This window comes from Phycisphaerales bacterium (genome assembly GCA_016699835.1).
Classification (GTDB): domain Bacteria; phylum Planctomycetota; class Phycisphaerae; order Phycisphaerales; family UBA1924.
This window is the reverse complement of sequence record CP064987.1, coordinates 21,631-44,318: the sequence shown is the minus strand read 5'-3', so window position 1 is coordinate 44,318 and position 22,688 is coordinate 21,631. Positions and strand designations below refer to the sequence as shown.

General features: G+C 66.0%; 16 protein-coding genes. 14 read left to right on the top strand and 2 right to left on the bottom strand.

What is annotated here, in order from left to right:
* Positions 1-51 precede the first annotated feature (51 nt).
* Positions 52-1,494 carry a TolC family protein gene (locus IPK69_00185; GenBank protein QQS09088.1) on the bottom strand — a complete coding sequence of 481 codons (1,443 nt, stop codon included), beginning with the start codon at positions 1,492-1,494 and terminating at the stop codon, positions 52-54.
* A 274-nt stretch (positions 1,495-1,768) separates the two neighbouring features.
* Positions 1,769-2,221 (bottom strand): hypothetical protein, encoded by a 453-nt coding sequence (locus tag IPK69_00180; protein ID QQS09087.1) that lies wholly within the window; start codon positions 2,219-2,221, stop codon positions 1,769-1,771.
* A 940-nt stretch (positions 2,222-3,161) separates the two neighbouring features.
* Between IPK69_00180 and IPK69_00175 the strand changes: the two genes are divergently transcribed.
* From IPK69_00175 to IPK69_00110, 14 genes are all read left to right on the top strand, one after another.
* Positions 3,162-4,766 (top strand): HlyD family efflux transporter periplasmic adaptor subunit, encoded by a 1,605-nt coding sequence (locus IPK69_00175; protein QQS09086.1) that lies wholly within the window; start codon positions 3,162-3,164, stop codon positions 4,764-4,766.
* A gap of 54 nt (positions 4,767-4,820) precedes the next feature.
* Positions 4,821-5,582 carry an ABC transporter ATP-binding protein gene (locus IPK69_00170; GenBank protein ID QQS09085.1) on the top strand — a complete coding sequence of 254 codons (762 nt, stop codon included), beginning with the start codon at positions 4,821-4,823 and terminating at the stop codon, positions 5,580-5,582.
* A 3-nt stretch (positions 5,583-5,585) separates the two neighbouring features.
* Positions 5,586-6,749 (top strand): ABC transporter permease, encoded by a 1,164-nt coding sequence (locus IPK69_00165; protein QQS09084.1) that lies wholly within the window; start codon positions 5,586-5,588, stop codon positions 6,747-6,749.
* 11 nt (positions 6,750-6,760) lie between these two features.
* Positions 6,761-8,023 (top strand): ABC transporter permease, encoded by a 1,263-nt coding sequence (locus tag IPK69_00160; protein ID QQS09083.1) that lies wholly within the window; start codon positions 6,761-6,763, stop codon positions 8,021-8,023.
* 75 nt (positions 8,024-8,098) lie between these two features.
* Entirely contained in the window at positions 8,099-9,067 is a 969-nt protein-coding gene (locus tag IPK69_00155; protein QQS09082.1) for a hypothetical protein, read from the top strand.
* Between the two features lie 367 nt (positions 9,068-9,434).
* Positions 9,435-9,908: a hypothetical protein gene (locus IPK69_00150; GenBank protein ID QQS09081.1), complete on the top strand. Its 474-nt coding sequence runs from the start codon at positions 9,435-9,437 to the stop codon at positions 9,906-9,908.
* Between the two features lie 143 nt (positions 9,909-10,051).
* The gene (locus tag IPK69_00145; protein QQS09080.1) at positions 10,052-11,425 is read left to right on the top strand and encodes an efflux RND transporter periplasmic adaptor subunit; all 1,374 of its coding nucleotides are present in this window, start codon (positions 10,052-10,054) and stop codon (positions 11,423-11,425) included.
* A 48-nt stretch (positions 11,426-11,473) separates the two neighbouring features.
* Entirely contained in the window at positions 11,474-14,830 is a 3,357-nt protein-coding gene (locus IPK69_00140; GenBank protein QQS09079.1) for an efflux RND transporter permease subunit, read from the top strand.
* Positions 14,827-16,719, top strand: a complete 1,893-nt coding sequence (locus IPK69_00135) for a hypothetical protein (GenBank protein QQS09078.1) — start codon at positions 14,827-14,829, stop codon at positions 16,717-16,719. Before IPK69_00140 ends, IPK69_00135 begins: the two co-directional genes overlap by 4 nt.
* Before the next feature lie 114 nt (positions 16,720-16,833).
* Positions 16,834-17,640 (top strand): hypothetical protein, encoded by an 807-nt coding sequence (locus IPK69_00130; protein QQS09077.1) that lies wholly within the window; start codon positions 16,834-16,836, stop codon positions 17,638-17,640.
* A gap of 104 nt (positions 17,641-17,744) precedes the next feature.
* The gene (locus IPK69_00125) at positions 17,745-18,074 is read left to right on the top strand and encodes a hypothetical protein (protein QQS09076.1); all 330 of its coding nucleotides are present in this window, start codon (positions 17,745-17,747) and stop codon (positions 18,072-18,074) included.
* Positions 18,075-18,122: 48 nt separating this feature from the next.
* The gene (locus tag IPK69_00120) at positions 18,123-19,601 is read left to right on the top strand and encodes a TolC family protein (protein QQS09075.1); all 1,479 of its coding nucleotides are present in this window, start codon (positions 18,123-18,125) and stop codon (positions 19,599-19,601) included.
* 110 nt (positions 19,602-19,711) lie between these two features.
* A complete protein-coding gene (locus IPK69_00115; GenBank protein QQS09074.1) occupies positions 19,712-20,968 on the top strand; it encodes a TolC family protein in 1,257 nt (418 codons plus the stop codon).
* Positions 20,965-22,683, top strand: coding sequence for an efflux RND transporter periplasmic adaptor subunit (locus IPK69_00110; protein QQS09073.1), 1,719 nt, complete (start codon positions 20,965-20,967; stop codon positions 22,681-22,683). The genes IPK69_00115 and IPK69_00110 overlap by 4 nt, the downstream gene beginning before the upstream one ends.
* Positions 22,684-22,688: the final 5 nt, after the last annotated feature.

Below are 22,688 nucleotides of genomic sequence, written 5' to 3'. Positions count from 1 at the left end.
TCTCGGAGTCAGGATGCTGCTTGCAGGGATGCGGTGTGTGAGTGGCGGTGTCTAGCGGTTCGACGGCGGGGCCAAGGCCGACAGCGGCGGAGCGATTGCGCTTCCGGCCGTTTGATCAGGTTGAACCGGTGTGGCTGACGTGGGCACGGCCATCAGGGGCTGCGCAACGCCCGGTCCGCCCACAGCCCGCTGAAGACGCACGAACGCCGTCGAGGCCTGACGCTCGACCTCGATCGCCTTGGCCTGGGACAGTCGAAGGTCCTGCTCGGCCAGGAACAGGGCGGTCACGTCGCTCTGCCCGGCGCGGTACCCATCCTCCGCAAGCGTGCGGCGTTGCTGCTGGAGCGGGATCAGTTCGTTGCGAATACGGGCGAGGTTGGCGTTGCTCGCGGTCATCGTCTGGTACGCGACGCGGACCTCTTCAACGACTTTGCGCCTGGCCAGCGTAAGTTCATGTCGTGCTTCTAACTGCTCCGCGGTGACTCTCGCTCGTTTCGCCTGGCCCATGTCGAAGATGGGCAGCGGCGTTGAGACAGACGGCCCAGCGAACCACTTGTCGTCCCGCTGCGCATCGACCCCGACGCTCGCGCCCTCCCACGGCAGGAGACGGGCGATTGCCTCGTCGTCGCCAAGAGCTTTGAGTTTCCACGCGATCGCCTGAATCTCTGGACGTCGCAACAGGGCCATGTCGACCCAGCGGGACTCCGGCTGGAGATCGGTGCCGGGAGCGGTCCAGGGATCAAGAGTCCACCCCGCCGCCGACGACGGCTCACCGATGAGCCTTGCAAGCCGAAGTCGCTCTTCTCGCTCAGAGAGCACCGCCTGATCGATCTCGACTTGCAACTCGACACGCTGGGCCTGAAGCGTGGCAAGGTCACTGCGTGTGCCCTCTCCCGCGTCGAGCCTGGACCTGGCCACCGCCCCCAGCCGCTCCAGTAGAACCATTCGATCACGCAACAAAGGGACAAGTTCGGCCGATGCCTGGGCCGTCGCGTACCGCTCCTGGACCTCGCTGGCAACGTCGATGGCGACCGTAACCGCGTCGGCGGCCGCCTGCCGGAGTCGGTTGTCGGCGGCGCTTGAGCGCCGAGGGATTTGGAGGGCCTGCACAAAGTCCTGTGCAAGCGATGCCTCGATCTGCGGCTTGCCCGGCCCCCAACGGAGCACGACGTTGAGCACGGGGTTGGGGAGCAGCCGAGACTGGTCCGCGTCCGCGAGCGCGATCCGCACTCTCGCCATCGCCGCCTGGAGTCCGGGATCGGTGGTGACCGCCCGCCTCAGAGCGTCGGCCAGCGTGAGCGATCCGCCGGCTGGGTTTGACTCATCGAGCGGTCCACCGTCGGGTCCGACAACGATGAACTCGATCGGCGCCGAGAGTCCGGCGGCTTCGCTGGCGCTCAGCGCGGCGTCCACGTCCGCCCGCGGAGTGGACTGGCAACCCGCGAACATCACGGCTGCGGCAAGGAAAGCCAAACGCGTGACGAATCGCCGCATGCGAGTTTCATCGATATGGATGGTTGTGGAATTCATGAGTCGCCTTTGCATAGCACGAGGGTTCGAAATGCCCTTGGCACCGCGCGGCTCGCCGCGATCCGAGGCCGATGCGGCTCCGGACCGTGGCTGGTCACGAGGTCAGGACTGCAGAGTTTGAGGCTCGCCGCGCAGAGGGCGAGGTGGGCGCGCGGTGCAATGACCGCGCATGCCGGTGCGCAATGACAACTCGATCACCTCGCCCTGAGAAAGGCAGAGGAGATCGAGCTATGCACAACTAGATGACGAGGATGATCGTGCGAAGACGCGCCAGGGAATCCGGCGGACGCTCGCGATCGGGCACCGAGGCGGCAAACCGTACGGGTTGGTCACCGTCAACGGACCAAACGTTCCAGAGCACAGCCGCGACCACAGCCTTGAGGACCGGGTCCAGCGAAACGCTCGACGGAATCACCTTGGCCCCAGAAACCTGTGAGCCGAGCGGTTCGTCCTCACACGGCGTCGGGACGATCGGGTCGGACGAGTGATCTTCGTCCACCACGTGATCCGACGCATCGATGCAGGGGGTCAGGCACGCGCCGCTTGAAGATTTCAGGCACGCGAGCTCAATGCGGCTCTCGCCCGAAGCGTCTGTGCACCGAACACCCATCGATGTGAACAGCACCTGCCCGAGGCCAAAGGCCACGAGACAGAGGAGCGTGATCAGGCGATGTCGCAATGGCTGGTGCATTGGGGTTCGGATGGACAGTATACGGGATTCGCGCCCGAAAGTTCACGAATCGACTATCGGTCTTTGCGAGCACTCATCTGAACCACCATATCCACTAAATCTGTGTGCTGATGACCGGTTCAGCCGAAGGACATCCTGCGGGCCGAGCTCCGAACAGCTGAGTTCACGGGCAGTCCTTCAGCGAGTATCGGCCGTTGCCATAGCCAACGCAAAGCATACCCGAGTGCGGCAACACGCCCTCACTGTTCGGGTTACGGAAGGGTCAGGTCGCGTGACCAATGTGAACGGTAGCGCGGCTCGGGCGTACAATGAACAGATCGGCTCTCCTGCCGATATACCTATCACCTCCGTGAAACACCCCCTCCTCCGCATACTGGTCGCTCTGCTCATCGGCGTCGTCACGCCGCTGTGCTGCTGCCAGGCGGCGGCGTTTGCAGGAGGCCTTTGCGACGGGCGGCACGCGGCTGCGGTGAAGTTGAAATCGTGCTGCGGCACTTGCGATGGAGAAGCCGCACAGGATTCGGCCCACGATCGTTCAGGCGACCCTGGTGACGATGAGCAAACGCCTCCACCGGGCCAGTGCCCTTCATGTCCAACATGCCAGGGGACTTCGGGCGGCGCAGGTCTCACTGTGGATTCCCGGCTGCCCTCAATCGACCAGCAATGGAACGCTCTGGCAACGGGTGCTCTCGCGATCCTGTGGGATCTTCTGCCGAATGACACTCTGGCCGCTGAGTTGCCGCCTCGGTGGAGGTCTGATCCACCATTCATCAGAGCCAACCGCGATGCTCAGCGGTGGCACTGCGCGCTGATCGTCTAGTTCCATCCTGCAACGGACGGTTTTCGTCCGCATCGTCCTTGACGCAGCGACTCCAGTTCGCGGGCGCGAGGTTCGTCGTCACGTTGCGCGCCCGGACTCGGCGCGATGCAGGAACCATGTATGGCCACTACGCAGACCGACCTGCGGACCCTCAGACGGGTAGCGCAACCAACTGACATCTCAACCGCACTACCGCCTGCGAGCGCTGGCGCGACCACGTCCATCCCTCGCCCCAAAGCACGATGGGCGACGCGGCTTGTCGTGCCCGCCGCTGTGCTGCTCGCCACCGGCGGGCTCCTCGCGTATGCCGCACGGGATGCGCTCCAGCCTCGGCTGCAGGTCTATGTCGCCGCAGCCATCCCGAAGGGGAGTGCGGCGGCACCACCTCGCCCCGAGACGGATTCAGCCGCTGGAGCGACGGGCGCGGACCCGACCGACGCATCGTCCGCGTCGTCGCCCCCATCCACCGCCGCGCTCGGCGCGGTTGCGGTGCAGGCACCGGGCTGGATCGAGCCCTCGCCATACGCCATCAGCGTGCCCGCGCTCGCCGAAGGCGTGGTGCGGGAGGTGCTGGTGCTCGAAGGGGAGTGGGTCGAAGTCGGCCAGGTGGTCGCCCGCATGATCGATGACGATGCGCGGCTGGCCGTGCGGGCCACCGATGCCGTGATCGCGGAGCGCGAGTCCGATGTCGCGCGAGCCCGTGCCGCCCTTGCGACGGCCGAGTCGCAGGTCGACGTTGAACGCACCACCGCCGCGGAATTGCGCGACGAGGTGACGCGGAAGCGCGACCTCGTCGCGACGGGGGGCCTCAGCGAAGGGACGTTCCGGAGGATGGAGATTCGCCTCGATGGGCTTGACGCCAAGGTCAGGACGGCGGAGAAGATGGTGAGCGAGGCCCGCGCGGCCCTTGCCCAGACGGAGTCTGCCCATGCCGCTTCACACGTCATGCGTGACGAGGCCAGGCTGCGACTGGAGCGAATGGAGGTGCGCTCGCCCGCGAGCGGCGTGGTGCTGGCCCGGCTCGTCGAGCCGGGCTCGCGGATCAGCATGGGGGCCAAGTCTGGCGAAGCGGGCGCGGGCGGAGGCATGTCTGGCACGGCGGGGGCTGTGCTGCGCATCTACGACCCCGCAAAGTTGCAGGTCCGAGTCGATGTGCCCTTGGCCGATGCCGCCAAGGTGGGCGTCGGTACGCGGGCGACGGTCAGCACCGAGGCGCTCGCGGACCAGACGTTCACCGGCGTCGTGTCGAGGGTCGTGCACGAGGCCAACATCCAGCGCAACACCGTGCAGTTCAAGGTCGCGCTCGACGCGCCCTCTCCCGTGCTCAAGCCCGAGATGCTGACCCGCGTCAAGCTCCACGCGCCCGCGCTCGCCTCGCGGCACAGCGGCGCGAGCGGCCAACACAGCGGCGCGACGTCCGGTCAGGGGGATAGCGCCGACATGACGCTGCTGGTGCCGACCGCCGCCGTGACGTCGACGGGTGAGGACAAGGGCCAAGTCTGGATCGTGGACACCAGCAGCGGCAGCCCGGTCGCGCGCCGGCGCGACATCGCCACCGCGTCTTCGGCGGACGAAGGGTTCACCGCCGTCACCAGCGGCCTGCGCCTGACCGACCGCGTCATTCTCGACCCTCCCAAACCTCCGGCCATCCAAGACGGCACTCGCCTCAAGCTCCTCGGTGAACGAACCACCGCAGCGGCAACGCCCAGTCCGACCGCGCCGTAACGCATCATTCAAGACCACACCGGCGACACGTTCGCCGCACGAAAGCACTCACCCATGACCACGAGCGACACGAATCATCGATCCTCCCCGTCTGGCCCGCCGCTGATCCAGTGCCGCCGCCTGACCAAGACCTACAAGAAGGGTGACAACACCATCACGCCGCTGCAGGAACTCGACCTTGACGTGCCCGCGGGCGACTTCCTCGCGCTCATGGGCCCCTCGGGCAGCGGTAAGACCACGCTGCTGAATCTCATCGCCGGGATCGACCGTCCCAGCGGCGGCGAGCTCATCATCGGTGGCACCAACATCGCTTCGCTCTCGCGGAGCAAGCTCGCCGACTGGCGGAGCACGCACGTGGGCTACGTCTTCCAGCTCTACAACCTCGTGCCGGTGCTGACGGCCTATGAGAACGTCGAGCTGCCCCTGCTGCTCCACCGGCTCTCGGCCAAGGACCGCCACGAGAAGGTCCAGACCGCGCTGCAGCTCGTGTGCATCGCCGATCGGCACGACCACTACCCGCGCCAACTTTCGGGCGGCCAGGAGCAGAGGGTCGCCATCGCGCGAGCCATCGTCACCGACCCCACCATCATCGTCGGCGACGAGCCGACGGGCGACCTGGATCAAGAGTCCGCCGCCGCCATCATGGACCTTATGACGCGGCTCTGCGACGACCTCGGCAAGACCCTGATCCTCGTGACCCATGACGCCAAGAGCGCCGCCTACGCCAAGCGGACGCTGCACCTTGAGAAGGGCCGACTGGTCGAAGCCCAAACGCTGATTGCCCGCCGCGCTGCGCACCAGTTGCAGGAGTCGTAACCCATGATCGCCCCCAAGTTCATTCCCGTCGTCGTCAAGCAACTCTGGCGGCACCGCGTCCGCAGCATCCTCACGCTCCTGGGCGTGGGCGTGGCCATGTTCCTGTTCATCGCCGTGCAGACGCTGCAGGAGGGCGTGCGCCAATCGACGCAGGCCGCTGCGGGCGACACCACGCTGGTAGTTTACCGCGAGAACCGTTTTTGCCCCGCCGCGAGCCGCTTGCCGCAGTTCTACGTGGACCGGATCGAGAAGATCCCCGGCGTCGTCTCGGCGGTGCCGGTCAAGATCATCGTGAACAATTGCCGGGCCTCGCTGGATGTCGTCACGTTCCGGGGCGTGCCGCGAGAAGACTTGGTTGGGCCAACGGGCTGGGCCAGCAAGTGGCAACTCATCGCCGGGTCGGTGGCCGAGTGGGAGAAGCGCTCCGACTCGGCCCTCGTCGGCGAGACGCTCGCCGCGCGGCGCGGCTTCAAGGTCGGCGAGTCCTTCGACGCCTCGGGCATCACCGTCACGGTCGCGGGGATCATCCGCTCCCCCGAAGCCCAGGACCAGAACGTGGCCTATGTCCACCTCGACTTTCTTCAGCAGGCCGCGGGCAAGGGCGGCGGGCTTGGCAGCGTCACGCAGTTCACCGTGCGCGTCGATGACCCGGCGAAGATGGAGCAGGTGGCCGAGGCAATCGACGCGGAGTTTCGCGCCGAGGCCGACCCGACGATGACCAGCCCCGAAAAGGCCTTCGTCGCGCAGGCCGGGGCCGACATCGTCGAGATCGTCAAGTTCACGCAGTGGCTGGGCTGGGGCTGCCTCGCGGCGGTGCTGGCGCTGGTCGCCAACGCCATCGTGCTGAGCGTGCAGGACCGCATCAAGGAGCACGCCGTGCTCCAGACGCTGGGGTTCCGCTCTGGGCTTATCGCCCGCTTGATTGTCAGCGAAGGGATGCTCATCGGCTTGCTGGGGGGTGCGCTGGGCACGGGCATCGCCCTCGCGGTCGTCCACTTCGGCAACTTCTCGCTCTCGCAGGAAGGACTGTCCATCAGCGTGAGCGCATCATGGTCGGTCATGGCCCTGGGCCTTGTCATCTCGGCGGGCGTGGGCATCGTCGCCGGCCTCGTGCCCGCGTGGCGAGCCGGGCGGCGTGAGATTGCGTCTTGTTTCAGGGCGGTGTGAGAAAGGACTCCATGAGACTTCTTCCCTTTGCCTATGCCGTCCGCAACTTGGGGCGCTCGCCCTCGCGGCTGTTCCTCTCCGTCGCCGGGTCGGCGATGGTGGTGCTGCTCATTTTGGTCGCGGGCGGGTTTGTCAGCGGCATGAGCACGGCGCTGCGCGCGACCGGCGGCGAGCACAACGTCATCCTCATGGGCGCGGGTAGCGAGGAGAGCGTCGAGCGTTCGGAGATCGAGGCGGGCGTGCCGGGCGTGCTCGCGGCGAGCGTCGCGGGCGTCCGCACGCGGGCGGGCGTCGCGTACGTCTCGCCCGAGGTCCACGTCATGCTGCCTGTCCGAGTGGGTGCCACGGCGAGCACGACGAACCCACCAAGCGGAGCACAGGCAGCAGTCGCTCAGGGTTCGAGCGCTGCCTCGATGCCCAAGCCGAAGGGAAGACAGGTCATGATGCGTGGAATCACCCCCGCCGCGGCACTCGTCCACGAGTCGGTGTCGCTCACCGAGGGACGTTGGCCAGTCTCCGGAGCCGATGAAGTCATGGTTGGGCGGATGGCGGCGACTGTGCTGGGGGCTGCTGAGATCGACTTGCAGGTCGGCAAGGCGATCATCATCGACGGTAGACCCTGGAAGATTGTCGGGCGCTTCGGCGCGCCGGGGACGGTGGTCGAGGCGGAGGTCTGGCTGCCCTTGGCGGACCTCATGACTGCCACCAAACGCGAGACCATCTCATGCGTCGTCCTCACGCTCGATCCGTACAACGAGGCGACGGGTGAAGGGGCCGACTTTGGCGACATCGCGGCCTTCACGAAGACGCGGCCGGACCTGGAACTCGTGCCCATGACCGAGCGCGAGTACTACGGCAAACTAGCGAGTTTCTTTGGGCCGATCAAGATCGTCGCGTGGGTGACGGCGGGGCTGATCGCCGTCGGCGGGCTGTTTGGCGGGCTGAACACGATGTACGCCGCGTTCGCGTCGCGCATCCGCGAACTGGGCACGCTGCAGTCCATCGGCTATCGGCGGCTGGCGATCGTGTGGTCGATGATCCAGGAATCGACGCTGGCGACGGCGGCGGGCGGGCTCATCGCGTGCGCGATCGGCGTGTTTCTGCTCGACGGGCTGGCGGTGCGGTTCTCGATGGGGGCGTTTGGACTGAAGATTGATGAGACGGTGATCGGGCTGGGGCTGCTGACGGGCCTGGCCCTTGGCGTCGTGGGCGCGTTGCCCCCGGCGATTCGTTGCCTGAGGCCGACGATCCCCGTCGCGCTCAAGGCGGTGTGATGATGGACGTGTGCGCTGTCGCGGCGTGTGCCGCGCGGCGAAGAGAGTGCTGCAATCTGTTCAAGGAGTTTCGACGTGACAACCATGATGACGAAGATGACGAGTGTGGTCCGCACGATGACGCTGGCGGCGGCGCTGCTGGGCGGCGCGGCGGTGGTGATGCTGCCGCAGGCTGCGCAGGCGCAGGTCAAGAGCGCGGGTGACGTGAAGAGGCTGCTCAAGACGGAATTGCCCGCGAATGCGCTGGAGATCACCGCGGCGATGAAGTCGGCCAAGGTGGGCGAGACGATCACCGTGCGCGGGAACGTGGCGATGTCGAAGGACGCGTTCGTCGAGAATCGCGCGATGTTCACGCTGGTGGACGAGACGACGCGCAAGGGGTGCTGCCCGCCCAGCGACAAACTGCCCGACACCGCGTGCGACATTCCCGCCGAAGGCCGGGCCACGGTGCAGATCGTCGATGCGAACGGCAAGCCGGCGCGATTTGGTCTCAGCGGCGAGCACGGGCTCAAGCCGGGCGCGGAAGTCTTCGTCACGGGCAAGGTCGAGACCGCCAACGGGACCGACGCGCTCGTGCTGACCGCGACGTCCGTGCACGTTCCCAAAGCCGCGTTGCCCACGGGCCTGTTCGTCAGCACGCAGCCGGAGAACGCCAAGGACGTTTCGGAAGTCCGCAAGGCGGCCACCGCTCCCAAGGTCGGCGAGGAGGTCGTGCTGCGTGGGCGCATTGGCGGCAGCAAGGAGCCGTTCGTCGCGGGGCGCACCGTGCTCACCCTCATGGGACGCGGGTTGAAGGCCTGCAACGAGAACCCCGACGACAAGTGCTCAAAGCCCTGGGACTACTGCTGCGAGACCAAGGCGGACATCCTGGCGAACTCGGTGACGGTGCAGATCGTGGACGCCAAAGGCCAGATTCTGAGGACGGATATGAAGGGCCGTCGCGGACTGAAGGAACTGTCCGAGGTCGTTGTCGTCGGCAAGGTCGCCGCCTCCGACGGCAAGTCGCTGGTGGTCAATGCGACAGCGATGTACGTGCATCAGTAACCTGAGTTGTCATGCCATAAGCGAGCGTGGCGGCCGCGATTGGCTTCTACCCACGTCCCGGCAAAGAGATGCGCCGCCCCGAGATGGGTAGCTGTGTCGGGCTTGGACTTTTCCTCCCCGACCGCCGGGTGGAAGTACGTCGGTGGACTTGCAGCGCCACGTAGTCGTATTGGTTGACAACCGAGCGATCAGACCCGGTCCCGCTTTATCGCCGACGTACCGCCGCTCGAAGGACGTTCTGCCCTAGCCACGGCGTGGTAGTGTCAGGACGAGTCGATGGCTCTGAGGCCGCGTTTTTGTTCTGGCCATCGAACTTGGCACAGGCTGTTGACGTACTCCTTGGAAGACCGATATACTCCCCCGCAGTATGCTCACTCGCAGCAGCCATTTCCGGACCTTTGTCACCCTGCTCTTGGCAGTGGTGGTGCCGTTCTGCTGCTGCAATTTCCACTCGTGGGTGAGTGCTTGTGCTTCGTGCGTGCCAGCTTCCTCGGTTGATGGGGACCGTCAACTCGCGGCGGAAGAGCACGGCCACAAAGGATGCCACCACTCGGGCTCAAAGGGCAGTGATTCCGGTGGCGATCACCATCAGGCCCCGGTCTCGCCCGAGGATGGCTCCGACAAGCACGACTGTACCTGTGGCAAAAACCAGGCGAAGATGATGGCGGGCGAGAAGCCGACCATCGAGCTACCGACCACGGTGCTCGTTGCGATTCTCAACTGGGCCACGGTTGCGTGGGCTGCTCCTGAACCTTCCCACACGTTCGTGAGCGGTGAAGTTTGGGCCTGCGCCCGACCTCCGACGAGCCTGCTGCGCATGCATTGCGCGCTCATTGTGTAGCAAAGCGACTTGAGACCAGCCGTTGTCGAGCACCACTCGTCTAACGGATGGTCGCATCGCGCTCACAGCCCTGTTCGCGTCACGGCGCGGCGGGTGCATCCCCTACCACATTTCGGTTTCCCGTCCTCATTTGGAGATTGCTCATGGTCCGCTCACGCGCGGCCCTGGCAGCGGGCGCACTGGCGCTCGCGACCGCGGCCATCCTGATTCCTGTGTACGCGCACGAAGGTCACGGCAAGCCCACGGGCGCGACGTTTGACCCTAACGCCCCCAAGAAGGTCACCGAAGCGACCGCCTTCGCCATCGGGCTCAAGACCGCCGAGGTGGACTTTGGCGACGTCGAGGACATCGTCCGTCTCACGGGCATGGTCCGCGCCCAGCCCGGGGCGCTTGCCGGTGTCTCAGCCACCTACGCGGGCGTGGTCCGCTCGATCGCGGTGCAACCCGGCGACCGTGTGAGCAAGGGTGATCTGATCTCTGAGGTCGAGTCACCGGAACTGGCCCGGGCCTTGTTCGAGGTCCGGCGGCTGGAGTCGGAGGCCGAACGGCTTAGCGCCGAACAGAGGCGGGCGATGTCGCAGATCGCATCGATCGAGATCGAGGCGCCTGCGTCCGAACAGAGCGCGGCTCTCGCCGAGTCGGAGGTGGATCGGTTGGTGTCCGCCGGCGAGAGCGTGTCGGCGAATCTGCTGGCGCAGCGTAGGGGCGAGGCGATCCGTCTCCGCACCGACGCGTCGCTCCGCAAGGTCTCCCTCGAACAGGCAAGGACCGACGCCGATTCCTTACGTCGTCAGATCGAGGCCACGCGGGCGTCCGCCGAGGCCCTCCGCGCGACGCTCCCTTCTGGAGCGGGCGCTGACGCAACGGGTGTTATCCGCCTCCTCGCCCCGTTAGACGGCGTGGTCGTGAACCGAACGGCAGTGATCGGTGAGGGCGTCGGCACTGGAAGTCCCATCGTGAGCATCGGAGACTTCTCGCGGGTGCAGATCGAGGGAGAACTGCCCGAAGGCCTGCTCTCGCGGGTGGAGGCAGCGGCGAACGCAAAGGTACGGGTCCGCAGAGGTGTGGCGGCCGCGAGCGAAGTTGTTGCCGAAGGGGTTGTTCGGTTCCTCAGCCCCGTGATCGATGCGTCCAAGCGCACCGCGCACGTCATCATCGACGTTGATAACCCGCAGGGGCTGCTGCGACAAGGACAGTTCGTAGACCTGAGCGTGGTGCTTTCGACAAACGACGGCGCAGTCGTGGTGCCTGCGTCGGCGGTCGTGAAGGAAGGCCCGATGCAGTACGTGTTCGTGCGCGAGGGCAAGGGAGAGAATGAGGTCTTCAAGAAACGCGACGTCGCCGTCGGCGTGCGTGATGACCGGGTCATCGAGATTGTCAAGGGTCTCGTGCCCGGCGACGTCGTGGCCGTTAGCGGCGCGTTCAGCCTGTCGCAGCTCCGTGGATTCGTGCCCGGCGCTCCCGAACCCGTCGCTGAGCCTGCCAAGTCTGGTGACGGCCACGGCCACTCGCACTGATCACACCATCCACGCTCAACGCCCGACAGCCAATCGAGGAACCTCCCCGTGCTCAACTGGATCATCCGATCATCCTTGAATAACCGCGTGCTGGTGCTGATCGCCGCGCTGCTCGTCTCCGTCTATGGGATGTACGTGACGCTGCGGACACCCACGGACGTCCTGCCCGACCTCAACCGTCCGGTCGTGACCATCATGACCGAGGCCGCCGGGCTTGCACCGGAGGAGGTCGAGGCCCAGGTCACGTACAACATCGAAACCGCCGTCAACGGCTCGCCGGGCGTCGAACGGGTGCGGAGCGTTTCATCGCTTGGGCTCTCGATCGTCTTCGTCGAGTTCCAGTGGGGCACGGATCTCAAATACAACCGCCAGGTCGTCACCGAGCGGATGGGCACCATCACGGAAAAGCTGCCCCCGGGCGTCGTGCCGATCATGACGCCCGCCACCAGCATCATGGGCGAGATCGCGCTTATCAGCGTCTCAAGCAAGACGCTCACGCCGATGGATGTACGCACGGTCGCGGAGTTCACGCTGCGCCCAGCGATCCTCTCGATTCCCGGCATCGCCCAGGTGACGGCGATGGGCGGCGACCTCAAGCAGTTCCGTGTCCAAGTCGATCCCGACAAGCTCCGGCTGTTTGAATTGACCATCGAGGACGTTGAGAAGGCCCTCGCCGCGGCCAACCAGAACACCGGCGGCGGCTTTGTGGTCAGCGGTTCTCAGGAACTTGTCGTCCGCAACATCGGGCGGGTGCAGACCGCCGACGACATTGCACTGTCCCTCGTCGCCACCAAGCCCGGCGACCATGTCAGCCCGCCGCGGGCGGTGCTGGTGCGAGACGTGGCGACGGTCATCGAGGCGGGGCCGACGATCAAACGAGGCGACGGGTCGGACAACGGCACGCCCGCTGTCATCATGGCGATCCAGAAGCAGCCGGGGGCGGACACGATCACGCTCACCCGGGCACTCGATCAGACGCTGGAACAGATCAGGCCCACGCTGCCCAAGGGAATCGAGATCAACGCCGATGTGTTCCGTCAGGAACACTTCATCAAGTCATCGATCGGCAACGTCTTTGAAGCCCTTCGAGACGGCGCGATCCTGGTCGTCATCGTTCTGATCCTCTTCCTCATGAACGTGCGGACGACGATCGTCACGCTCACTGCGCTGCCGCTCTCGATCATCACGACGTTCCTGGTCTTCCACTGGCTGGACCTGAGCGTGAACACTATGACGTTGGGCGGGCTAGCGGTCGCCATCGGCGAACTCGTGGACGACGCGGTGGTCGACGTGGAGAACGTCTACCGCCGCCTGGGTGAGAACCGCCGCGTTGCCACCCCCAAGCCGATTGCGCAGGTCGTCTTCGACGCCTCCAGTGAAATCCGCAACCCGATCATCCTCGGCACGATCATCGTCAACCTGGTGTTCTTGCCGACGTTCTTCCTCCCGGGCATCGAAGGTCGGCTCTTCGCGCCGCTCGCCACTGCGTACATCGTGAGCATCTTCGCGTCGCTGCTCGTGGCGCTGACTGTCACGCCGGTGCTGGCGTACTACCTGCTACCTGGCATCAAGCGCATGGAGCATGGCAAGGATGGCGCGTTGCTGCGGGCCTGCAAGTGGCTGGCGCTCAAGTCCTACTCGATCTCCATGCCACGCCCGGTCGCGGTGCTGGGAACGCTCGGCGCTCTGGTCGCGGTGGCGTTGTTTGTCGTCACGCGCCTTGGCTCGGAGTTCCTGCCGCCCTTCAACGAGGGCACGGCCGTCGTCTCGTTCTTTGGCCAACCGGGCGTGTCACTGGACGAGTCAAACAAACTTGGCACCAAGGCCGAGGAGATGATCCTCTCGATCCCCCAGGTCAAGAGCACGGCCCGGCGCACCGGCCGCGCCGAGCAGGATGAGCATGCCCTGGGTGTCAACGCTAGCGAGATCGAGGTCGATTTCTGGACCAAGGAAGAAGCGAAAGAACCCGACAAGCACACGACACCTGCGGGCCGCAGGCCGCCCGCGGTCAAAGACCTCCTGCCGCGCGAGCAGGTGTTCTCGATGATCGAAGAGAAGCTCGCGGCCTTCCCCGGCGTCGCCACTGGCATCGGCCAACCCATCAGCCACCGCATCGAGCACTTGCTCTCGGGCGTCCGCGCCCAGGTCGCCATCAAGATCTTCGGCGACGACCTCGGCACGCTCCGCACGCTCGCGGAACAGACCAAGGCCGCGATGGAGGGCATCCCCGGCGTCGCCGACTTGCAGGTTGAGCAGCAGGTGCTGATCCCGCAGCTGCACATCAGCGTCAACCGCGAGGCGGCGGCTCGCGTCGGCTTCACGCCCGCGACGCTCACCGACGCAATGGAGACAGCCACCAAGGGCAAGGTCGTGGGCCAGGTACTCGATGGCCTGAAAGTCTTCGACATCACGCTGACACTCGACGACCACCACCGCACCGATCCGACCGCGCTGGGACTCGTCCGGCTGGTGTCTCCGACGGGCGCGATCGTCCTCGTGCAGGACGTGGCTGAAATCGTCGAGAGACTCGGCCCCAACGAAGTCCAGCGCGAGAGCTTGCGCCGCCGCATCGTGGTTTCCGCCAATGTCCGCGGCCGCGACCTTGGCTCGACGGTTGAAGAGATCAAGAAGTCAATCGCGATGGATGTCCAACTCCCGCAGGGGTACACGATTCAGTACGGTGGCTTGTACGAGGCCCAGCAGGAATCGACCCGCTTGCTGCTGGCACTTGGTGCGGGCTCGCTCATCGCGATCTTCGTCATTCTCTTCACGCATTACCGCTCGGGCATGGTGGCCATCCAGATCATGCTCAACGTCCCCTTCGCGTTCCTGGGAAGCGTCGCCGCGCTTGCCATCACCCGCGAACCCTTCAGCGTGGCCTCGCTGGTGGGCTTCATCAGTTTGACCGGCATCGCCACCCGCAACGGAGTGCTGATGGTCAGCCACTACATCCACCTGATGACCGAGGAGCGCCGCCCTTGGAGCAAGGAACTCATCATCCAGGGCAGCCAGGAGCGCGTCGCCCCGGTGCTCATGACGGCCGTGACGGCGGGGCTGGGCCTCATCCCCTTAGTGCTGAGCAAGGGCGAGCCGGGCAAGGAGATCCTGTACCCGGTCGCGGTCGTCATTCTGGGCGGCCTGATCACCAGCACGCTGCTGGACTTCTTTGTGACCCCGGCCGTCTTCTACCGGTTCGGCAAGACCGCCGCCGAGCGGCTGGCGAGGGAGCACGCCGAGAAGTACGGCGAGCAAGCACCGATCCAACCAGTGTCGACCACGACCGAAAGCCATTCTAAACCCACCGTCGCCACACCAGCAGGGGCGAGCGATCGTGGCAACGCGTCCGCCTCTGCATCACCCGAATCCGGCCGCCCTGCGGCCTCAGATCAAGGAGCTCAGTCATGAATCGTTCGCATCTCTCGGTCCTTTCGTTGGTCCTCATGTCCGGCCTTGCGCTCTCAATCGCACCGAGTGCCCTGGCCCAGCACAGCCACGGAGGGGGTGGGGCTGGCGATCAGCCGGGCCACAAGGACGACGGTCACAGCCACGGCGAGGTTGCCAAGGCCGGTTCGTTCGCCGACGCCGCCCAGCGCATCGCCGCCGATGTGAAGGCGATGGATTCGGCCCTTGCGGGCGGGTCGGTCGCGGGCGTCTCGGACAAGGCCAACGCCGTTGCCACCTTCGCCAAGACACTCGGGGCGCTCGCGCTCGCCAAAGACAGCGGCGTGCCCCGTGAGAAGGTCAAGGAGATCAACACCGCCGGCAAGGAGCTCGCCGAGGCGGCGGACAACCTGCACAACATCGCCGACAGCGGCGACGTCGCCAAGAGCAAGGCCGCGTTCGCGCCGGTGAAGGCGGCGGCGGCCAAGGTCGCGGCCCTCGCGCCGGCGATGGCCGACGGACACGACCACGCTCACGGCGCGGAGGCCGCGCCGGTGACGCACTCGGTCTCGGTCGATGCCGAGGGCGGCAAGGCCATCGAGGCGGGCAAGGCCGCGGCGATGGTCTTCACGCTCAAGGACGCCAAGGGCGCTGCGGTCAAGGACCTCGACACCGTTCACGAGAAGGTGCTGCACCTGCTGGTGGTGAGCAAGGACCTCTCGTGGTTCGCGCACGAGCACCCAACCCGCCGCGCGGATGGCGCGTTCACGATGCCGATGACCTTCCCCGCCGGGGGCGAGTACACGCTGTACTTTGACTTCACGCCCAAAGGTTCGCCGCAGCAGGTGGTGCCGGTGAAGGTGACGGCGACGGGCACTCCGAAGGCGGCGGTGCCGCTGACGGTCGATGCCGACAAGCCCAAGACCATCGACGGTTTCACGGTCGCGCTCGACACCGAAGGGAAGATCAACGCGGGCGGCAAGGCCCACATGTCGTTCAACATCACCAAGGACGGCAAGCCCGTGACCACGCTCCGCCCGTACCTCGGCGCGATGGGGCACCTGGTCATCATCAGTCAGGACGGGACGCAGTTCGTCCACGCGCATCCGCACGAGGGTGGCGAACACGGGGCAGGCGGCCATGATGCCCACGGGGGCCACGGCGCGGGCGGCGCGGATGCAAAGAAGGATGACCACGGGGGGCACGGCGGCGCTGCGCCCAAGGCGGCCGTGCAGACCGGCGGCCCGAAGGTGGACTTTGAGGCCCACTTCAAGGAGCCGGGCACTTACAAGGCGTGGGGACAGTTCAATGTCGGCACTGCCGAGAAGGAGCGGGTGCTGACGGTGCCCTTTACATTCACCATCGAGAAAAGTGCAGTGGGCGCGGCTCCGGCCAACACCGTCTGCCCCATCACCGCCGACGCGGCGGATGCCAAGATCACCCGCGACTTCAAGGGCCAGGCCGTCGCGTTCCACGATGCGGCCTCCGCCGCCAAGTGGGACGCGATGAGCGATACCGACCGGATGAGCAAGTTCGTCGCGGCGATCGCGGCCTCGTCGGCCAAGGTCGGACATGACGGCGACGACGCCATGCCCGCGGGCGTAGATGCCGACGAAGAGCGGGCGCTCTACCTGACGCCCGGCGGCATCTACACCGAGGCCGACATCAAGGCCAATGGCTCGGTGACGGCGGGCGACAAGTACAAGGGCAAGATGGCCAAGCACGACATGAAGCCCAAGGCCGGGGACAAGATTTGCCCGATCACGATGACCAAGGCGAACCCCAAGTTCACCTGGATCATCGGCGGCAAGACCTACGAGTTCTGCTGCCCCCCGTGCATCGATGAGTACGTGCTGCTCGCCAAGACCTCACCCAAGGAGGTTCTCGATCCGAGCGAGTACGTGAAGAAGTGATCGTCGTCGCCGCGCCGCGCGAGAGCCGGCGCGGCGGCAATCCGTGTGCCCGCAGCGTTCGCGGTCGCATCGTCCGTTCAACAACCGCGTTCAACATTCCCCGGAGTCATTCCCATGAAGAGAGTCCCCACCGTGTTCGCCCGTTCGCTTGCCGCGCTTGTGCTCGGCGCTGGTCTTATCAGCGCCGCCGCCTGGGCGGCCCAGCCCGAGCCGCCCGCCGCACCGCCCGTCCAGTCCGCTGCGCAGGCGCAGGTCCAGCCCGCGCCCAAGCCCATCAACAAACTCTGCCCGATCATGGAGAATGAGGTAGACGCGGAAGCACCCACGCGGCAGTTCAAGGGCGTCACCATCGGCTTCTGCTGCCCCGGCTGCGACCGCAAGTGGGACCGCAAGTCCGACGACGCGAAGATGGCGCTGCTGACCAAAATGGCCCCCGAAGCCGTCGCGGCGATCAACGCGGCGAGCAGCCCGGCCCTGAAGGTCGCTCGCGACTACCTCGCCGCGTGCGGCAAGGCCGACGCGAACGCCCTCAACGCCCTCTTCCTGGACAAGGGCCGCGCGACCGTGAGCGAGAACGCGGGCGATGAGGGGACATGGGAGACCTACCGCGACCATCACCTGATGCCGGAACTCAAGGAGATGCCCGGCTTTGTGATGACGGTGACCAAGGAGGACGTGCAGACCTTCGGCACGAGCTCGATCGTGCGCCAGATCGGCTCGTTCACGGTGCCCGACCCCAACCACAAGGAACTTTCCAAGAAGTACCTCGCGGCCGTGACCTACGTCGTCGTGGATGACGGCGGCACGCCGAAGATCGCGCACCTGCACTGGTCGAGCCGGGCGGAGCAGAAACCCGTTGGCGATGGAAGCAACCAGTCCGAAACTGGGCACGGCGGAAGCAGCAGTCACGAGCACAAGTAATTACAACGACCCGCGCCGCGAGAGCGGCGCGGGCCGATTCATCGCTCGTCGTCTCGCCGCACGGTGCGGCGGGAAGAGCGCGTCCTGTTCCCGGAGATCGACCCATGACACTCATCCGCCCGCTTCTTCTGCTCGCAGCCGCGTCCGCCCTTTTCGCCGGAGGCTGCGCGACCGACAGGCACGAGATGACCAGTACCAAATCCGGGCAGGTCTCGGTCTGCACCAAGTGCTACGACCAGATCAGGACAGTGCGGGGCACATACAGCCCGCGCACGGGCTACTCGGGCACACACACCATCACGACACACAGGTGCGACGACTGCAAGTCGGACATGAGAATCTACGAGCAGGACGGCGTGCTCAAGGTTCGCTGCGCCAGGTGCGCCCCCGAGGGCGTGGACTGCGACCGGTGCGTGCCTCGCGTCGCCAAGTAAGCGTTCATGCCCAGCCGCTCTTCGAACAGCCGCCCGGAGACTTCGTTCATGACCAGACCCGCTCCCCTTTCAACACGCCACTTCTCCTGCGGACTCTCCGCCGGGACTCTCGTGATAGTCGCGCTCGCGGGTGGATGCGCCTCGCTCGATCCGAAGGCGGACATCGACCGCGCTGCCCACACGGTTACAGATCGATCGGGCGTTGCGCCGGGATGGGATGGTCCGTGGGAGGCGTCGCTGAACACGTGGGACGGACGCTCGCCCCTCAAGGCTGAGTTGGCCCTGGCGATGGCGCTCAAGAACAACCGCGACATCAGGTCGGACGTTGAACTGATCGCGGCATCACGGGCAGACCTTGTGCAGGCGGGCCTGTTGCCCAACCCTGTGCTGGGGCTGACGCTGCGATTCCCGTTCGACCCTGTGAACGGGGGGACGTTTGTCGGGGCGCAGGTGGTGCAGTCGTTCACCGCCCTTTGGCTGCGCGACGGAAAGATCAAGGCCGCCGACGCACGGCTCAACCAGACCGTGCTCGACACCTCCGATAAGGCCCTTCGGCTGGTGGCAGAGGTCAAGGCCACACACGCGCGAATTGCATTCGGTCAGCGCGAGCTCGTGTTGAGTGATGAGAATCTCGCCACGATCGAGCGATCGATCGACTCGCTCGACGCACGCGTCCGCGGAGGCGAGGGCACTCCCCTGGATGTCAATCGTGCAAGGCAGCAGCAAGCCAAAGCGAAAGCTGAGCGTGCCATTATCGTCCGCGACCTCGCCAAAGAACGCCGGCGGATGCTCGAGTTGATCGGCTTTGCCGGCGAAGCCGCGGAATGGACAGCCGATGCGGACTCGATCCCCGAGACCGAGCCGATCATCGATGAAGCCGCCGCAATCGCGCTCGCCGCATCCCAGCGCCTGGACGTGGCTGCGGTCCGTTCGATTGTTGAAGCCCAGCGTGCCGACTTGTCGGTCGAGGAGAAGAGCCGCGTGAGGGACTTCGGGCTCGGGGCCGATTTCGAGCGTGAGACGGACGGGGCGAAGTCCATTGGCCCGGTCTTCGAGGTCGGCATCCCGATCTTTGACACCAACGCCGCCCAGATCGCCCGGGCTGGGTCGCTGGCCCGCGCCGCCCTGGCCCGTTACGAAGCAGTCTCGCAGCGTGCGATCCGGGAAGCCCGCGTCGCGTGGGTCGATCTCGACAGCGCCTCGCGGCTCGTCGAGCAGTACCGCTCCACGGTACTGGCGATCTCGGAGCGCAACCTGACGCTCGCGGAGGCCGCGCTCAAGGCAGGCCAGGCGGATGTGACCGTGCTGCTCGAGTCGCAACGCGAGTTGATCGATGCCCGCCGCACGCTCAACGAGCTGGAGCAAGCCGCGGCGCTCGCCCGAATCGAGCTGGAATACGCGGTTGGGGGTGGACTTACAAGGCCCCCAATTCCCGGTTGTGATCCGCTGAACCGAGGCCTCTCAACCGATGGGGTGGGAGCGCCACCCAAGGGTCTGGATGAAGTGCCTTCTGGAGTTCGCCCATGAACAGATACCAACGTATCGCCCCACTCGGGATCCTCTTGCTTGCAGGAATCAGCGGCTGCACGGGTACCCCGACTGCCTCCGAAAGGCAGGCCCGATCCGATGTTGACACTGTGCGTTCGATGTACCGTCCTGGGGAGGCCAAGCCGGCTCTTCCCAGACTCTCGGAGCACTCGACGCTTTCCGACTACCTGCGCTTCGCCATGCTCAACAACCCGCGGGTCGAGGCCGAGTACTATGCGTGGGCGGCGTCAGTCGAGCGGATCACGGGAGCGAGGTCGCTGCCCGACCCCCGGATCACCTTCGAGGCCGACATCACGAGCATGATTGAGACGGTCATGCCGGGCCTGATGATCGACCTGCCCGGGCCAGGCAAGCTCCGTGCCGCGGGCGATGTCGCGGCGGGTGAATCTCGCGCCTCGTACTTCAAGTTCGAGATCGAGGTGCTCAGGACCGCGATGGCGCTCAAGTCCGCGTATTTCCGCCTGCACTTCCTCGAAGACACGCTTCGGGTGCAGCGGGAAACACTGACGCTCCTGGGAGACCTTGAGACTCAGGCCCAGCAGCAAGTCGCGGCGGGCCGCAGCGGCATCCAGGATGTGCTCCGCGCCCAGATCGACCGGGAGCAGCTCACGACGCAAATCGCCAATCTTGAGGATTCCCGCAGTGTTCTGCTCGCGGAGTTCCGCTCGGCCCTGGGTTTGCGCCCGGATGACCCGACCGTGCCGGTTCCAAGCACCTTTGAAGCGTCGCAACCTCCACCGCCAGCGGACCAGATCCTCGCGCTCGCCGCGGCCCACAATCCGCAGCTGCGGCAGATGGAGGCGGAGGTGCGGCGCGGCGAGGCGATGATTGACCTCGCGAGAACCAGCCGCGTGCCGGACTTCTCGATTGGCATCGAGGCCGATGTGAAAGCCAGCCCGGTGATGTGGCGTCCCACCGGGAGTATCACGCTCCCGATGTGGCGCGACAAGATCGCCGCTGAGATTGCCGCGGCGCAGTTCGAGAAGCGGTCGTCCGAGGCGAGGCTCTCCGCCGAGCAGATCGGACTGGCCGCTGATCTGGCGTCGATGCTCTATGTGTACCGTGAGAGCACGCGGAACATTGACCTATACGCCACGACGCTCCTGCCCAAGGCCCGTCAATCGCTCGACGCCGCACGGTCCGGCTACGCGGCGGGGCGTTCATCCTTCCTCGACGTCATCGACGCGGAGCGCCAGTTGCTGGTCTTCGACCTCTCGCTCGTCGAGGCTCGCACGCAGCGCGAGCTGTCCCTGGCTTCGCTCTCGCTGCTGATCGCAGGCACCGCGCCCGAGGGTGCTCCCATCTTGCAGACCGCTCCCGCTCCATCCAAGGAGGCCAACCCATGAAACGTCGCACCGCCATCGTTGTCATATCGCTCATCGTCCTCGTCGCGGCTGGGGCTGGTTACCTTCTCGGCTCTGCCCGCTCGGGCTGGGGCGGACGGCCGAACGTCCCCGGAGTCTCCGGAGGTACGGCCGCCGCTCCATCGACGGCCAAGCAGGTCTACACGTGCTCGATGCACCCGCAGGTGCGGCTCGACCAGCCCGGCAACTGCCCAATCTGCGAGATGCCGCTGATCCCAGCGGCGTCGGCCACCACAGCGGCCGGAGAGGCACCCATGCTCCAGCTCTCGGAGCACGCCGTTTCGATGGCCAGCGTCGAGACCGTCACCATTGAGCGCCGGCCTCTCTCTCGTGACCTTCGTGCCGTCGGCCGAATCGAGTACAACGAGTCGTCGCTCGCGACCATCACGCCGCGCGTCGACGGCTTCGCCGAGCGGCTCTTTGTGAGCTTTACGGGCGTTGAGATCCGCAAGGGTGACCACCTCGCGGAGGTCTACAGCCCGGAGCTGCTCGTTGCGCAACAGGAACTCCTCATCGCTCTGCAGGCCGGCGTGGGGGGGGCCGGCAACTCGCTCGCCGAAGTGGCCAAGACCAAGCTGCGGCTGCTGGGATTGACCGACCAGCAGGTCACGGAACTGGTCGAGAAGAAGCAGACCACCGACCGGGTGACGCTGTACTCGCCCATCAGCGGCACGGTCATCGAGAAGAGCATTGTCGAGAAGGCTTCGTTCAAGGCCGGCGACGCCCTCTACCGCATCGCCAACCTTGACAGCGTGTGGGTGTACCTGGAGATCTACGAATACGACCTCCCGTGGGTGCGCTACGGACAACAGGTGCGGATCACAGCGCAGGCGATCCCGGGGCGGACGTTCGATGGAGTCGTAACGTTTGTCCAGCCAGTCGTCAACGAGCAGTCCCGCACCGTTCGCGTGCCGGTCTACGTGGACAACAAGGACCACACCCTCAAGCCTGGCATGTTCGTGACGGCGCTCATCGCCGCGGAACTCACCAGCGAGGGCAGGGCGGCGCCGACAGGCGTCGAGGGACGCTACTCGTGCCCGATGCATCCCCAGGTCCTTGCGGATGAGGCGGGCGAGTGCCCGATCTGCCAAATGCCGCTGGAGAAAATCCCGGATAACGCGGTCGTCGCTGTTCCGGATCAGCACGCCGCGCACGACACATCAGCCCCCACTGCGACCGTTCCGGTCGCAGCCAAGTTCTACTGCCCCATGAAGTGCGAGGGCGAGAAGACCTATGACCAGCCGGGGCGATGCCCGGTCTGCAACATGAAGCTCAAGGAGGTGCCGGTCGTGCCCGCGGCTGCCGCCCAGGGCTCGGGGGTGCTGGCCGTCCCCGTCTCCGCGGTGCTGGACAGCGGAACGCGGCAGATCGTCTATATCGAGAAGTCGCGTGGACTCTTCGAGCCGCGGGAGCTCACGCTGGGTCCCCGCGCTGGCGAGTATTTCGCGGTGCTGGCCGGGCTCGCCGAGGGCGAGCGGGTGGTCACGCGGGGGAACTTCCTGATCGACAGCCAGTTCCAGGTCACCGGACACCCCAGCCTCTTTTATCCCGGCGGCTTGCACGCCTCCATGGGCCACCAGCACGGAGGGACCGCAGCGCCCGGCGGGCCGGGCGCTCCAACGCCCCCGGTTCCACCGGCACCATCGGGCGACACATCACTACAGCCTCCCCAACCACCGGCTGGCCACAAGCACTGAACGGA